This window comes from Achromobacter marplatensis (assembly GCF_002209535.1).
GTDB classification, from domain to species: Bacteria; Pseudomonadota; Gammaproteobacteria; order Burkholderiales; family Burkholderiaceae_B; genus Achromobacter; species Achromobacter marplatensis.
In genome coordinates this window covers 47,159-60,863 of the sequence record NZ_NJIG01000017.1, presented here as the reverse complement: position 1 = coordinate 60,863, position 13,705 = coordinate 47,159, and the positions used below count along the sequence as shown (strand labels likewise).

At 64.8% G+C, this 13,705-nt stretch carries 11 protein-coding genes; 7 read left to right on the top strand and 4 right to left on the bottom strand.

Translation table 11 applies throughout. From position 1 onward, the window contains the following. The first annotated feature begins 78 nt into the window (after positions 1–78). Positions 79–1,041 (top strand): LysR family transcriptional regulator, encoded by a 963-nt coding sequence (locus CEY09_RS26370; RefSeq protein ID WP_234818407.1) that lies wholly within the window; start codon positions 79–81, stop codon positions 1,039–1,041. On the opposite strand, the gene CEY09_RS26365 is transcribed toward CEY09_RS26370, so the two are convergent. Together CEY09_RS26365 and CEY09_RS26360 are read right to left on the bottom strand one after the other, a co-directional pair. Then, on the bottom strand, positions 1,031–2,275 hold the full coding sequence (locus CEY09_RS26365) for an arsenic transporter (protein ID WP_088590873.1): 1,245 nt from the start codon (positions 2,273–2,275) through the stop codon (positions 1,031–1,033). The genes CEY09_RS26370 and CEY09_RS26365 overlap by 11 nt on opposite strands. A 16-nt stretch (positions 2,276–2,291) precedes the next feature. Continuing rightward, a complete protein-coding gene (locus CEY09_RS26360; protein WP_088590872.1) occupies positions 2,292–3,527 on the bottom strand; it encodes an MFS transporter in 1,236 nt (411 codons plus the stop codon). A gap of 260 nt (positions 3,528–3,787) precedes the next feature. On the opposite strand from CEY09_RS26360, the gene CEY09_RS26355 reads away from it, so the two are divergent. Further along, positions 3,788–4,156 (top strand): VOC family protein, encoded by a 369-nt coding sequence (locus tag CEY09_RS26355; protein WP_088590871.1) that lies wholly within the window; start codon positions 3,788–3,790, stop codon positions 4,154–4,156. An 85-nt stretch (positions 4,157–4,241) separates the two neighbouring features. On the opposite strand, the gene CEY09_RS26350 is transcribed toward CEY09_RS26355, so the two are convergent. Beyond that, positions 4,242–5,213: a Bug family tripartite tricarboxylate transporter substrate binding protein gene (locus tag CEY09_RS26350; protein WP_088590870.1), complete on the bottom strand. Its 972-nt coding sequence runs from the start codon at positions 5,211–5,213 to the stop codon at positions 4,242–4,244. 130 nt (positions 5,214–5,343) lie between these two features. Between CEY09_RS26350 and CEY09_RS26345 the strand changes: the two genes are divergently transcribed. The 3 genes from CEY09_RS26345 (at position 5,344) to CEY09_RS26335 (ending at position 10,278) form a co-directional block, all read left to right on the top strand. Further along, a complete protein-coding gene (locus tag CEY09_RS26345; RefSeq protein WP_088590869.1) occupies positions 5,344–6,288 on the top strand; it encodes a LysR family transcriptional regulator in 945 nt (314 codons plus the stop codon). Between the two features lie 130 nt (positions 6,289–6,418). Further along, on the top strand, positions 6,419–8,494 hold the full coding sequence (locus tag CEY09_RS26340; protein ID WP_088590868.1) for a hydantoinase/oxoprolinase family protein: 2,076 nt from the start codon (positions 6,419–6,421) through the stop codon (positions 8,492–8,494). Positions 8,495–8,505: 11 nt separating this feature from the next. After that, on the top strand, positions 8,506–10,278 hold the full coding sequence (locus CEY09_RS26335; RefSeq protein ID WP_088590867.1) for a hydantoinase B/oxoprolinase family protein: 1,773 nt from the start codon (positions 8,506–8,508) through the stop codon (positions 10,276–10,278). A gap of 22 nt (positions 10,279–10,300) precedes the next feature. On the opposite strand, the gene CEY09_RS26330 is transcribed toward CEY09_RS26335, so the two are convergent. Further along, entirely contained in the window at positions 10,301–10,834 is a 534-nt protein-coding gene (locus CEY09_RS26330; RefSeq protein ID WP_088590909.1) for a CinA family protein, read from the bottom strand. Between the two features lie 76 nt (positions 10,835–10,910). Between CEY09_RS26330 and CEY09_RS26325 the strand changes: the two genes are divergently transcribed. Together CEY09_RS26325 and CEY09_RS26320 are read left to right on the top strand one after the other, a co-directional pair. After that, positions 10,911–12,464 (top strand): PAS domain S-box protein, encoded by a 1,554-nt coding sequence (locus CEY09_RS26325; protein ID WP_088590866.1) that lies wholly within the window; start codon positions 10,911–10,913, stop codon positions 12,462–12,464. Between the two features lie 94 nt (positions 12,465–12,558). Further along, positions 12,559–13,644 carry a calcium:cation antiporter gene (locus CEY09_RS26320; RefSeq protein WP_088590865.1) on the top strand — a complete coding sequence of 362 codons (1,086 nt, stop codon included), beginning with the start codon at positions 12,559–12,561 and terminating at the stop codon, positions 13,642–13,644. Positions 13,645–13,705: the final 61 nt, after the last annotated feature.

Here is a 13,705-nt window from a genome sequence, read left to right as displayed (position 1 = left end):
CGGATAAGAAGTGCGAGTCTAGGCATGAGGCCCGTTTCGGTACACTGACGAGTTTCCATACAGCTATAACTTTTGCTCATGGCAAACCTCTCGCCCAGCCTGAATTCCGTCATGTCGCGCCTCCATGCCAAACAGCTCAGGCTGCTCATCACCATCGAGGAATGCGGCTCCCTGCTGGGGGCGGCCGACAAAATCGGCCTGACCCAACCCGGCGCCAGCAAGGCCCTGCGCGAGCTTGAGCAGACCTTGCAAGTGGAACTGTTTGCGCGCACCAACCGCGGGTTAATCCCTACCGAGGCCGGACTGTGCGCGTTGCGCTTTGCGCGTCTGATCCAGGCAGACATCAACAAACTGAGACACGAACTGGATGCGATCGCCAGCGGCGCAGGCGGACGCCTGGCCATCGGCACCATCATGGGCGCCGTGCCGGTCTTGACCGATGCGGTGACGCAACTGTTGCGCCAGCAGCCGCGCATGTCCGTGGAAATCGTGGAGGACACCAGCGAAACGCTGTTGGGCCTGATTGATCGCGGCCGGCTGGACGCGGCGATCTGCCGATCTTCCGTCAGCCGCAATCCGGACGTCTATGAATCGCTTTTCGTGAAAGCCGAATCCCTTGCGGTGATCGCCAACGTGCGCCATTCGGCGATGGGTGCGGACGCGGTGGATCTGCGCGAATTGCAGGACAGCCGCTGGGTGGTCTATCGCGCCCACATGCCGATGCGCCGGTTGCTGGAACGGGAATTCCATGAAGCGGAGCTGAACTTTCCCTCGCACCTGATCGAAACCACGTCAGCGCTGGCGACCCTTACCCTGCTAAGCCGCAACACCGATCTGGTGGCGCTGGTGTCGGAAGACCTGGCCAACTATTTCTGCCACAACGGTCTGGTGGGCACGCTGGCGCTGACGCTCAAGTCACGCAGTGAACCCTACGAGTTGGTGTTTCGCAAAGGCACCCCGAAGAGTCCCGCGTTGGCGTTGCTGGTGGAGTCGCTGGTCCCCGATGGACAACCGGCCTCCCCAACCGGCATCAGCTCGTGAGATGCAGCGCCGCCAGGGCCAGCAGCAAGGCCGGCGGCATGACCACAAGTCCCAAGCGCAAGAAGCTGAGCGCACCAATATGCATCCCCTCGCGGCGCACGGCCATCAGCCAAAGCAAGGTGGCAAGCGAGCCGCTGACCGACAGGTTGGGACCCAGGTCGATACCGATGAGCAGTGCGGCGGTCGCCGAGCCGGACAGGTCGGCCATGCGGGCTAACGATCCTGCCATCAGCCCCGCCGGTAGGTTGTTGATGATGTTGCCCGACAGCGCCGCGCCGATCCCGCTGGTCCACAGCACGGCGGTATCGGGCAAGCCGCGCATCATTTGCGCCAGTGCTTGCAGCACGCCGCTGGCCGCCATCCCCTCGACCAGCACGAACAGGCCCGCCACCAGGGGCAGAACGCCCCAGGCGACGCCTTTGGCCAGGCGCCAGGGGCTGGACCGCGTCACGGCCAGCACCAGCAGCGCCGAAGCACTGCCGGCAGCCAGCGTCGGCAAACCCAGGCGCAAGCCCAGGGCCGACGTGATCAGCAAGGTGCAGGCGGTGCCCGCCACGCCTATTGCCGCGCACCGCAAAGCGGGCGTCATGGCGGGCAGCGGGGGCGAGGGCTTTAGCGGCTGCCGCAAGTCGTCGCGGAACACCCATCGCAGCGTGACATAGGTGGAACCGATAGCCAGCACGGAAGGCAACGCGAAGTGCAACAGCCACGGCGCCAGGGCCGGCATGCGGTCGCCGAACACGACCAGATTCGCCGGATTCGATATCGGCAACACAAAGCTGGCCGCATTGGCGATGAATGCGCACACGTACAAGTAGGGCAAGGGCGGCGCACCGACCACTCGGGTCACCGCATAGACGGCGGGCGTCAGCACGACCGCCGTGGCGTCATTGGACAACAACACGGTGACCACGGTGCCCACCAGGAACACCAGGTCGAACAGACGCCGCGCCGAGCCTGCCGCGTGATCGGCGGCTGCCACCGCCAGCCAGTCGAACAGGCCCGCCTGCCGGGCCACCTCCGCCACCAGCATCATGCCGACCAGGAACAGATAGACGTCAGTTCCTTCCAGGATCGCGTGGCCGGCTTGGGCGGGGCTGAGTAATCCCAACGCCACCAGCGCCACCGCGCCCGAACACGCCCATACATATTCCGGCAGTCGAAAAGGACGCAGAAGAATCGCCATGGTGGTTGCCGCGGCAATCGACCAGATCAAGACATTGGATAACGACATGCTTTCCAGGGTGAAATCAAGAAGACGAGGATGGGGCCGCGGCGGCCGATACGCCTGACGCGCGAGTCTCGGGCAAGATCAGCAGGGTCGCGCAGGCCAGCGCAGCAATCCCGGCCAGGGAAAGAAACGCCGCGCTGTATCCCGCATGCTGGACGATCACGCCGGCGACGCCGTTGCTCAGCGAGGCGCCGACGCCGAACACGGTGGTAACCGCGCCCAAGCTGGCATTGAATCGGCCCGTGCCTTGCGTCAGATCCAGCACCATCAAGGGCAGAACGGCCCCGAAGATGCCCGCGCCCACGCCATCGAGCAGCTGCACCGCCACCAGCCAGGCCGTGTCGTCGGAAAAGGTGTACAGCACGCCGCGCAAGGGCAGGATGGCGAATCCGATCAGCAGCAATTTTTTGCGTCCCAGACGGTCGGCATAGCGCCCCACCGCCATCGCCGCGGGAATCATGACGAACTGCGCCGCCACGATGCAAGCCGCCGTCAAAGGCGTGGCAAGCGCCGGGTTCGCCAGCGCCAGCTTCTGCCCGACAAGCGGCAACATGGCGGCATTGGCCAGGTGGAACAGCCCGCAGCTCAGGGCAAGGAGCAAGAGCGATCGGTGATTCAGCAACTGGCGCAGGGGAATGGGTTGCGCGTTTGGCGCCCCGACAGTACCGTCGTCCAGGCCACGCGCCCGGCCCAGATCGATATGCGCCGGAAGGTACGACGCGGCGGCCAGGCTGGCGAGCGCCATCGCTGCCATCAAGTAAAAAACAGCCACTGGCCCCCAGAGATAGGCTAGGCCGCCTGCCAGCAAGGCGGCGAAAGCGTTGCCGGCGTGGTTATAGGATTCGTTGCGCGCAATACGACGGGTAAAGGCATTGGCGGCGGTCAGCCCCAACGTGATGCCGGCGATTGCAGGGGCGAACACCGACGACGCGGCGCCTGCCAGGGCTTGCGTGATCGTGACCCAGGCAAAACTCGCATTGGCCAAGAGGGCCATGCAGGCCCCGGTCACCAGTACGGCCGCCGCGATCAACAAGGCGCGCTTGTTCGCCGTCCGGTCCACGAGAGCGCCTGCCGGCGTCTGCGCGACCAGCGCAGCAAGCCCGGATATCGTCATCACCAGCCCGATGCTGTCGGGCCGCCAATGATGCACCGCAAGCAAGTAGATGGCCAGATAGGGGCCGAGGCCGTCGCGCACATCGGCGACGAAAAAATTCAGCCAGTCCAGTGGACGCGAAGCAGAGGATGGAAGATGCAAAGTAGCCGTAAGAACCGTAGGTATCGATCAGGGTCGACCGTCAACGAACGCGAAGAACGCGTCCTTGCGTCACCATTTTCCATTCCTGCGCATCGATTGTCGGTGGGATTCACCAGACACCTGCACCGCCGGATTGTAGACAGCAAACCGGGCAAGCGTCACGGCCATTGGGCCATCCCGGTCAGCACTACACTGATCCGGTGCCAGCGACCAACAATCCCATTGACGGGCGGCAGGCCACCGCCAAACGGAGACAACGCATGTTCGATCACATCGGTTTCGGCGTCAGCGACATGAACAAAAGCCGCGAATTCTTCCTGCAGGCGCTAGGCCCGCTGGGCGTCCGCCTTGCCATGGAAGGCCCCGATAGCGTGGGTCTGGGAAAAAACGGCAAGCCTTCTCTTTGGCTGTACGCCGCCTCTTCGGTGCCGGCCCCTTTGCATATCGCCATTGCGGCGACGACACGGCAGGAAGTGGACGCCTTCCATCGGGCCGCCCTGGCTGCGGGCGGCCGGGATAACGGTACCCCCGGACTTCGTCCGCATTACCATCCCCACTATTACGCCGCTTTCGTATTCGGCCCGGACGGCCATAACGTGGAAGCGGTCTGCCACCGTCCACAAGAATAATTGCGCCCGACCAACGTCCAAAAGAAAAGCCCCACCAAAGTGGGGCCATCAAATCCGCCATCGCAGACGCGTCGCGCTCTACGATTCACAGCGGCTTCAGGTCCACCTCTTTAGCGATCTTGCCGAATGCGTCAAGGTCCGTCTTGACGCGGGCTGTCGTGTCGGCCGGGCTGGACGCGCGCGGGATCATCGCCAAGTCCAGCAAGCGCTGCTGCATGTCGGGTTTGGCGAATTCTCTTGCAATGGCCTGCTGAATCTTCTCCACAATGGCGTCCGGCGTGCCCTTGGGCGCCGCCAGCCCAAACCAGGCCACCGCGGAAAAGCCCGGCATGCCTGCCTGGGGGCCCGTCGGCACATCCGGCAGCGCCGCCACGCGCTCGGGGTTGGTAACAAACAGTGGCCGTACCTTGCCCGCCTTGATGAAAGGGGTTTGCACGCCGGTGTTGTCCAGCACGGCATCGATATGGCCGCCCAGCAGATCGTTCATCGCCGGACTGCTTCCTTTGTAGGGAACGATATTGATCTGGATGCCGGCGGCGCGGGCAAACATGAGCTGTGTCAGGTGCTGCTGGGTGCCCAGCCCGGCATTGCCGAACGTAATCTTGTTGGGGTTCTTGCGGCCGTAATCGATGAACTCTTGCAGCGTCTTGGCGGGAAACTCGTTGTTCGTCACCACCACGAAAGGCAGGTCCACCAGCACCGTGATCTGCTTGAAGTCTTCCAGCGGCTTGTATCGCAACTTGTAGACGTAGGGGTTGACCGCCATGGTGCCGCTGGCCGTCAGCGCCAAGGTGTAGCCGTCGGGCTCTGCCCGCGCGACGTGCTCGGTGCCCAGCACGCCGCCGGCGCCGGGCTTGGCCTCGACGATGACGGGTTGCCCCAGTTCGCTCTGCACCGCCTGGGCCGCAAAACGCGCCAGCATGTCGGCGGAACCGCCCGTGGCATAGGGCAGGATGATCGTGATCGGCTTGCTGGGGTAGTTGTCCGCGGCCGCCGCTTGCGAGGCAGCCAAGGCCGCAAAACAGGCAGCAGCCAAAAACTTCAGGTTCTTTATCATCGATTGATTACCCAAGTTGCGTGAAAACTGCGCAGGCACCCGGGCAAGGTTAAGCGGTCTCGTGTTATGTGACCAATCAACAATTAAAATAAAACATCATCAACATTGTTGATAACGATACGGGGCTACTGTGCTTGACGCCATCGACCTGAACCTGCTTCGCATCTTCGACGCCGTCATGACCGAGCGCAACGTCACGCGCGCGGCATTCACGCTGCACATGACGCAGCCTGCAGTCAGCAATGCCATCAACCGCCTGCGCCTGACGTTGAAGGACCCGCTGTTCGTGAAGGTGCAAGGCGGGGTGCTGCCCACCCAGCGCGCCGAATTGCTGTGGCCCCCCATCCGCGACGCGCTTGCCCGCATCGCAGAGACTCTGGAGCGCAACGAATTCGACCCCGCCCGCTCGGAGGCGGTGTTCCGCCTGGCCATGTCCGACTACGTGGCCGACCAGGTGATCCGGCCGCTGTTCGTCGAGCAGCAATCGGTGGCGCCGAACATCCGCATCCACCTGCATCCCTATTCGCTGGACAACACCGCGGCACTGCTGGACAAGGGTGAAGTCGACATGGCGGCAGGCGTGTATTCGAACTTCGGTTCGTCGCTGCGCACCCTGCCCTTGGAAACCCTGACCTACGTGTGCGCAATGCGCAAGGGCCATCCGCTGCTCTCTTTGCCGCGCTTTACGCTGGATGACTTCCTGCGCGCCCGGCACCTGGTTGTCAGCCTGCTGGGCACTGCCGCCCTGATTGACCACGAACTGGCCGCCCACGGCTACAAGCGCAACGCCGTGCTGACGATCAACCAATTTGCGCTGGCCCCGCGCCTGCTGGCCGAGACCGACCTGATCTGCGTCGTGCCGGTCAATGCCGTACGCAACAGCCCGCACAGCCATCAGCTTGAGGCCATCGAGCCGCCCTTTCCGCTGATTCCGCGCACGGTCAACCTGATCTGGCATGAGCGTTCGGACAACCTGCCCGCGCATCGCTGGCTGCGCGAAGAAATCCTCAAGGTATGCAAGGCGCAGGGCATGATGTTCGACCCGGTGCAGGGGGCCGAGTCACACGCCTACTGATGACCTCGTCATTCACATAAATGATGACCATCAATGCAAATCTTTGATTAGATCGAATGATTCTGCGTCGATAAGATTCGGGTCACCCTAGCTTCGGCGCCCGTGTGCGTCGGCATCCTGGAGACCCGCGTTGACTCACCCCGCATCACTCCCCGGCGAGCGCCGTTTCCGTGTCGGCTTCGACGTGGGCGGCACCTTCACTGATTTCACCCTGCTGGCCGAACACAGCGGCGAGCTGTCCTACTTCAAAGTGCCCTCGACGCCACACGACCCGTCCGAAGCCATCCAGAGCGGCCTGGCGCACCTGATGCGCGAACATGGGATTGCCGGCGACGAGCTGGCTCACTTGGGCCATGGCACGACGGTCGCCACCAATATGGTGATCGAACGGCGCGGCTCTCGCTGCGCGCTGGTCACCACGCGCGGCTTTCGCGACGTGTTGGAAATCGGCCGGCAGACCCGCCCTCACCTGTACGACTACAACGTCATCAAGCCAGCGCCGCTGGCGCCGCGCGAGTGGCGCTTCGAGATCGGCGAACGCATGGCCGCCGACGGCAGCGTGCTGCAAGCGCTGGACGAGGACGAGGTGATCTCTGTCGCGCGCCAACTGGCCGAAGCGCAGGTGGAATCGGTCGCCATCTGCTTCATGCACAGCTACCGCAACGACACCCACGAACGCCGCACGCGCGACATCCTGGCGGAGTATCTGCCTGGCGTTTACCTCAGCGTGTCCAGCGAAATACTGCCGGAATTCCGCGAATACGAACGCATGTCGACAACGGCCCTGAACGCCTATGTCGGCCCGCGCATGGCTTCCTACATGCGCAACCTGGTCGGCTCGGTGCAGCGCATGGGTGTGGGGGTAGCCCCCACGACAGTGCATTCCAACGGCGGCCTGATGTCGGTGGAGTCGGTGCTGACCGCGCCGGTGCGGACCTGTGTGTCGGGGCCCGCCGCTGGCGTGATCGGCGCAGCCGAGCTTGGACGGGTGGCGGGCTTTCACAACCTGATCACCTTCGACGTGGGCGGCACCAGCACCGACGTCTCGCTGGTGGCCGAACTGCAGCCGCTATTCACCTCCAGCCGCCTGGTGGCGGACTATCCGGTCAAGACCCTGATGGTCGACGTGCACGTCATCGGCGCGGGCGGCGGCAGCATCGCGCGCATCGACGATGCCGGCGCGCTGAAGGTAGGCCCGCAGAGCGCCGGCGCCGTGCCTGGCCCAATCGCGTACAACCGGGGCGGCACGGCGGTCACCCTGACGGACGCGCACGTCGTGCTGGGGCGCCTGAATCCCGTGGCGCTGCTTGAAGGCCGCATGGCCGTGCATGCCGAGCGCGCGCGCGCCGCGCTGGCCGAACAGGTGGCCGGCCCGCTGGGCATCAGCATCGAAGAGGCGGCCTACGGCATCCTGCGGATCGCCAACTCGAACATGGCGCGGGCCGTGCGCGCGGTATCGACCGAGCGCGGCCACGACATCCGCAAGTTCGCGCTATGCGCCTTCGGCGGCGCAGGAGGCCTGCACGCGGCCGAACTGGCGCGCGACTGCGGCATCGGCACGCTGCTGATCCCGCAAGAACCCGGCACCATGTGCGCGCGCGGCATCCTGCTGTCCGACATTTCCATGGACTTCGTCCAGACGCTGATGGCCGGCGCCAGCGAACCAGGCTGGCAGGCGGTACAAGCGGCGCTGGACGCGCTGGGCGGCAAGGCGCGCGCGTGGTTGGCCGGCGAAGGCGTGGGCGACGCCGCCCAACGCCTGTCGGCCGTCATCGACGCGCGCTACCAGGGCCAGAACTTCGAGATCCCCGTGCCACTGGACGGCATGCGCCTGATGCCGCGGGCCGACTTCGTGGCGGCCTTCAGCGCGGCACACATCCGCGAATATGGCTACGACGCCACCGGCCGCGCGGTCGAGATCGTCAATTGCCGCGTGCGCGCGGTGGGCATGGTGCCCCGCGCGCCGATCGCCCACGTGGCCGGGGGCGCAAACCTGGAGGACGCGATCAAGGAGCGCCGCGCCGTTTACTTCGAGAAGACGGGTTGGGCCGACACGCCCGTCTACCGCCGGGCCCTGCTCCCGGTGGGAGCGCCCATCGACGGCCCCGCCGTCATCGAGGAAATGAGTTCGACCACCGTGATCCTGCCCGGCCAGCAAGCGCGCGCTGACGACTACGGCAACCTTGTCGTCAACCTCAACCCCTAAGGCAAACCGACATGACCACCGCACTGACCGCCGCTGCCGAATCCGACGCCTTCGACCCCATCGAAATGGAGGTCTTCAGCAACCGCCTGCTGTCCATCACCGAAGAAATGGGCAACACGCTGATCCGTTCGTCTTTCTCCAGCAATATCAAGGAGCGCAAAGACTGCTCCGTCGCGCTGTTCGACGCCGCCGGCCGCCTGGTGGCCCAGGCTGCCCACGTGCCGGTGCACCTGGGCTCGTTGTCGGGCGGCATCGATGCCGTGCTGCGCCGCTATGGCGTGGCCGGCATCCGCCCGGGCGACGCGTTCCTGTGCAATGACGCCTATCTGGCCGGCGGCACTCACGCACCGGACATCACCGTCGTGTCGCCCATCTTCTACGACGGCGTGCCGCGCTTTTTTGCCGCCAACATCGGCCACCACACTGACGTGGGCGGCGCCGTGCCCGGCTCCACCTCGCACCACCTGAAGACCGTTTGGGAAGAAGGCATCCGCCTGCCGGCCATGCGCATCGTGCGGCAAGGCGAGCTGGACCTGGACCTGCTGGAGATGATCGCGCACAACACGCGCGAACCCGACAACCGCATGCACGATATCCGCGCCCAGATCGCCACCAACGACAAGGGCGCTCGCTTGATGCTGGAGCTGCTGCGGCAATCCGGCCTGGACACGGTGCTGTCGGCCATCGACGGCATCCTGCGCTATACGGAGCGGCGGCTGCGCAACCGCATCGCCCAACTGCCCGAGGGCAGCGTGTCGTTCACCGAACGCATGGACGATGACGGCATGGGCGGCGAGCCGGTGGTGATCCAGGCCAACGTGCAGGCGCGCGATGGCCAACTGCACGTGGACTTCACCGGCACCGGCAAGCAGGCGCGCGGCGCCTTCAACCTGCCGGCCAGCGCGCTCAGGGCCAGCGTGTACTTCGCCGTCAAGGCGATGCTCGACCCCGAGCTGATGCCCAACAACGGCCTGTTCCAGCCCATCACCATCAGCGCGCCCGAAGGAACGATCACCAATCCGGTCTTTCCCGCCGCGGTGGGCGCGCGCGTGACCACCGCGCAGCGCGTGGCCGGCACCGTGATCGGCGCCCTGGGCCAGTTGCTGCCTCCCGGACGCGGCATGGCCTCGTCAAACGACGTCATGCCCTCCATGCTGTTCTCCGGCCCCCTGCGCGACGGCAAGGGCACCTTCGTCTATCTTGAAACTCTGGGCGGCGGCGCGGGCGGGCGCGCGCGCGGCGACGGCATGGACGGCATCCAGGTCAACGTCACCAATACCTCCAACCTGCCCGCCGAGGCCTTGGAGATCGAGTACCCCCTGCTGGTCGACGAATACGCCTTGGTGAACGACACCGGCGGCGCGGGCAAGTACCGCGGCGGCATGGGCATCGCGCGCCAGATCCGGTCGCTGCACGACCAACTGGCCTGCACCATCCGTTGCGACGCGGCGCTGTTCGGCGCCGCAGGCCTGGATGGAGGCCTGACCGGCGGGACCTCGCGCCTGATCCAGAACCCCGGACACGCCGACGAGCAGCGCCTGCCTAACAAGATTTCGGGCCACCCGCTGCCGGCGGGCGTCTCGGTGCGCCTGGAAACGCCCGGCGGCGGCGGCTATGGCGCGCCGGCCGACCGCGCGCTGGCCGATATTCGCCAGGACCTCCTGGGGGGCAAGGTGAGCCGCGCGGCCGCCGAGCGGGACTATGGGTCCGAGAAGGTCGTCCGCGCCCTTCAGCAAGAAGGCGCCTGCGCGCGTGAGCGCGGGAGCCCGTCGCCTGCAGCGTAGCGGGAATACCCTGCGATCAGGGTCAGGCCGCCCCGAAGCGCGAACGGGCGAGGCCCCCCTTCATGGGCGAATGTTGCACGAAATGGTCCACGATGCCCTGCAGGGCGAACTCGGCGCTGGCCCTGCGGATGCTGTTGCGATCGCCGGCGAATCGTCGGGTTGCGGTATACACGACGGGGCTGGCGTCCGCCTGCCCCGTCTTGAAGACCCACGCGTAGCACTGCGTGCCGCTTGGGATACGGTCGTCGGTGTCGTCCGTCACCCCGGTATTGGCCACCGCCACATTCGCCGGGCTCTTGCGGGCCGCCCCAAGCGCCATGTCCCGGGCCACGGCCTCGCTCGTCAGGTTGTGGGCGGACAGCGTCGATTGGGGGACGTCCAGGCAGCGCCGTTTGGCTTGCACCGAATAGACGACGAATGCGCAATCCAGGAGGCCGCCCGCGCCGGGGACATCGGCAAGAGTCGCCGAGATCAGCCCTGCCGTGCAGGATTCCGCCGTGACCAATGTCAGGTTATTCTCCAGCATGAATCTCGCAACTCGTTCTATGGCGTTCATGGTGTTGCCCCCGCATTGAATGGCGTGGGCAGCAATTTGCATACCCGAGGCGCCACGCGCTTATCGAGGAAACGTGATGCCCCCGCCCACCCGCGCTAATCCCGCCCTGACGCTCGCCGGCGAAAGCCGTTATAGGTTGCTGGTCGAGGCAGTGATGGACTACGCCATCTATCTGGTCGACACCGAGGGCCGCATCACCAGTTGGAACAGAGGCGCGGAGCGCTTCAAGGGTTACGCCTCGCACGAGGTCATAGGCCGGCACTTTTCGCTTTTCTATACGGATGAAGACCGCCTGGTGGGCGTCCCGCAAAAGGCGCTGGAGACCGCCCGCCGCGAGGGCCGGTTCGAAGCCGAGGGCTGGCGCGTTCACAAGAGCGGCCGGAAGTTCTGGTGCAGCGTCGTCATCGACGCCATTCACGATGACGATGGCAACCTGCTTGGCTTTGCCAAGATCACGCGCGACATCACAGACAAGAAAAAGGCCCAGGAAGACATCGATGCCGCGCACGATGCACTGCACCATGCGCAGAAGCTCGAAGCCCTGGGACGCCTTACCGGCGGCGTCGCGCACGACTTCAACAACTTCCTCACCACGATCCGCTTTGCAACGGAAATGCTGAGCAAACCCGAAGTGGGCAACGACAAGCGCAAGCAGCTGGCCACCCTGGTTGCCGCCACAGTCGAGCGGGCAAGCCATCTGACGGCGCAGCTGCTTGCCTACTCGAGGCGTCAGCCGCTGAAGCCCGCCCGGTTCGAGGTCCGGAGCTGTATCGATGGCATGCGTGACATCTTCGCAACGACGGTGGGCGCCGCGATCAGGATCGAGTACCAGTTCCCGGAACACCCCCTGTACATCTGCGCCGATCCCAGCCAGCTTGAGAACGCCCTGTTGAACATTGTGATAAACGCGCGCGACGCCATGCCGACCGGTGGACGCCTGATCGTTGCGGTGCGGCGGCAAATCTCGACCCTCTCGGCAGGCGATGCGATCCCGACCGGACTGCCGTGCGTCGAAATCGAGTTGCGCGACTCGGGTTTCGGCATGACTCCCGAGATTCTCTCCCATGTGTTCGAACCGTTTTTCACCACCAAGCCGGCGGATAAGGGAACGGGCCTGGGCCTGAGCCAGGTCTTCGGTTTCGCGAAGCAATCGGGTGGCGACGTGAGGGTCAGCAGCGAGGTCGGCAAAGGGTCCGCCTTCACCGTTCTCATTCCCGAAGACGGGCTCAGCGGGGGACTTCCGGGAACCACCCCGGCGTCGACGGACACCCCGCGGACCTCGCAGCAACGAATCCTGCTGGTCGAGGACGACGCAAGCGTGGGCGCCATACTTCGATCGTTGCTCGAGGACATCGGACATGAAGTCCTGCTGCGGCCAAACGCCGAGTCGGCGCTCCGCCTCCTGGAAAGAAGCAACGGCGGCGTCGACTTCATGATCACCGACGTGGAAATGGCGGGCCTGGACGGGTTGGAATTGGCGAAGAGAGTCCGCCAGACGTGGCCGCACATCCGGGTGGCGCTGACCACCGGCGCTGACGGGCGCTTGCGCCATGCAGAGACGCAAGCCTTTCCGCTGTTGCCCAAGCCATGGTCATTGGAACTGCTGATAGACGTACTGAAGAACAACTAGCCTGCGGTCGAGGTGGGATCGGGATTGCCGCCATCCTTCCCGCCAGGGTTGCCTGCGTGCTAGCCTCGCTGGAGTTCCCGCCTGCCGAGTCCAGATGAAATCCATTCTGCAGTCTGAGAAATTCCTGCTTCTAGCCTGCGCGGTCGCCGTTGCCGGATATGCGATCGACAGCCGCCTGGCCGACTTCGGCCGACTCGCCGGTTTGTTGGAGACGGTCCTTCTTATCGCGGCGATCCTGGCCGCGTCGCTAAACGTGGCGCGCCATGCCGAACGCATCGCCCAGAAGCTGGGCGATCCCTACGGCAGTATGATCCTGACGCTGTCGGCAGTCCTGGTTGAAGTGATCGTGCTGGCCATCGTCTCGACCAAGACGGGTTCGCCGACACTAGTGCGGGACAGCATCTACTCGGCCGTCATGCTCGACATCAACGGCATCCTGGGTGTCGCCGCGCTCATCGGAGGATTCAAGCACGGCGAACAGGCTTACAACGATGATTCCGCGCGCACTTACAGCGTCATGATCCTGACGGCCGTCACGGTGTCCATGATCATTCCCGAATTCGTTCCCCAGTCCGACTGGCAGGCCTATAGCGCCTTCACCATCGTGGCGATGCTGTTGCTCTACAGCGTATTTCTCCGCATGCAAACCGGGCCGCATAGCTACTTCTTCAGCTACAGTTATCCCGACAAGAAAACGCGCGCCAACACGCCCGCCTCAGGTTCCCCCGGCTGGCGATACTCGGCCGCCATGATGGCGTTCGGCATCATCGCCGTGGGCTTTCTGGCAGAACTGATGTCGCATTCGCTCGAGCGCAGCGTTCAAGGCATCAATGTGCCCATCGGGCTGATCGCACTGATCGTGGCCGGCATTTCTGCCGCGCCCGAAATGCTGACCGCACTGCGCGCCGCACTGGCCAACCGCATGCAGTCGGTGGTCAACATCGCCCTGGGGGCCTCGTTGTCCACCGTCATCCTCACCGTGCCCGCCATGGAGGCCATGGCGCTGTTCTCCGGCCAACGCATCGACCTGGCCATGACGCCCGTGCAGACGCTGATGATGCTGGCCACGCTGCTGGTGGCCGCCATCAACCTGAACGATGGTCAGACCAACGCCATCGAGGGCATGACGCACTTCATCCTGTTCGGCACCTTCCTGATGCTCTTGACGCTGGGCTTGTAGCGCTGCCATGCGATCGGCGCCTACCCGTCGGCACCGGAGGCGGCCAGGCCCATGCCATCTG

Bases quoted from the DNA above. Each gene is read 5' to 3' on its own strand.
- CEY09_RS26370 (WP_234818407.1), top strand. From the start codon at position 79: ATGGCAAACCTCTCGCCCAGCCTGAATTCCGTCATGTCGCGCCTCCAT.
- CEY09_RS26365 (WP_088590873.1), bottom strand. From the start codon at position 2,275: ATGTCGTTATCCAATGTCTTGATCTGGTCGATTGCCGCGGCAACCACC.
- CEY09_RS26355 (WP_088590871.1), top strand. From the start codon at position 3,788: ATGTTCGATCACATCGGTTTCGGCGTCAGCGACATGAACAAAAGCCGC.
- CEY09_RS26350 (WP_088590870.1), bottom strand. From the start codon at position 5,213: ATGATAAAGAACCTGAAGTTTTTGGCTGCTGCCTGTTTTGCGGCCTTG.
- CEY09_RS26335 (WP_088590867.1), top strand. From the start codon at position 8,506: ATGACCACCGCACTGACCGCCGCTGCCGAATCCGACGCCTTCGACCCC.
- CEY09_RS26330 (WP_088590909.1), bottom strand. From the start codon at position 10,834: ATGAACGCCATAGAACGAGTTGCGAGATTCATGCTGGAGAATAACCTG.
- CEY09_RS26325 (WP_088590866.1), top strand. From the start codon at position 10,911: ATGCCCCCGCCCACCCGCGCTAATCCCGCCCTGACGCTCGCCGGCGAA.
- CEY09_RS26320 (WP_088590865.1), top strand. From the start codon at position 12,559: ATGAAATCCATTCTGCAGTCTGAGAAATTCCTGCTTCTAGCCTGCGCG.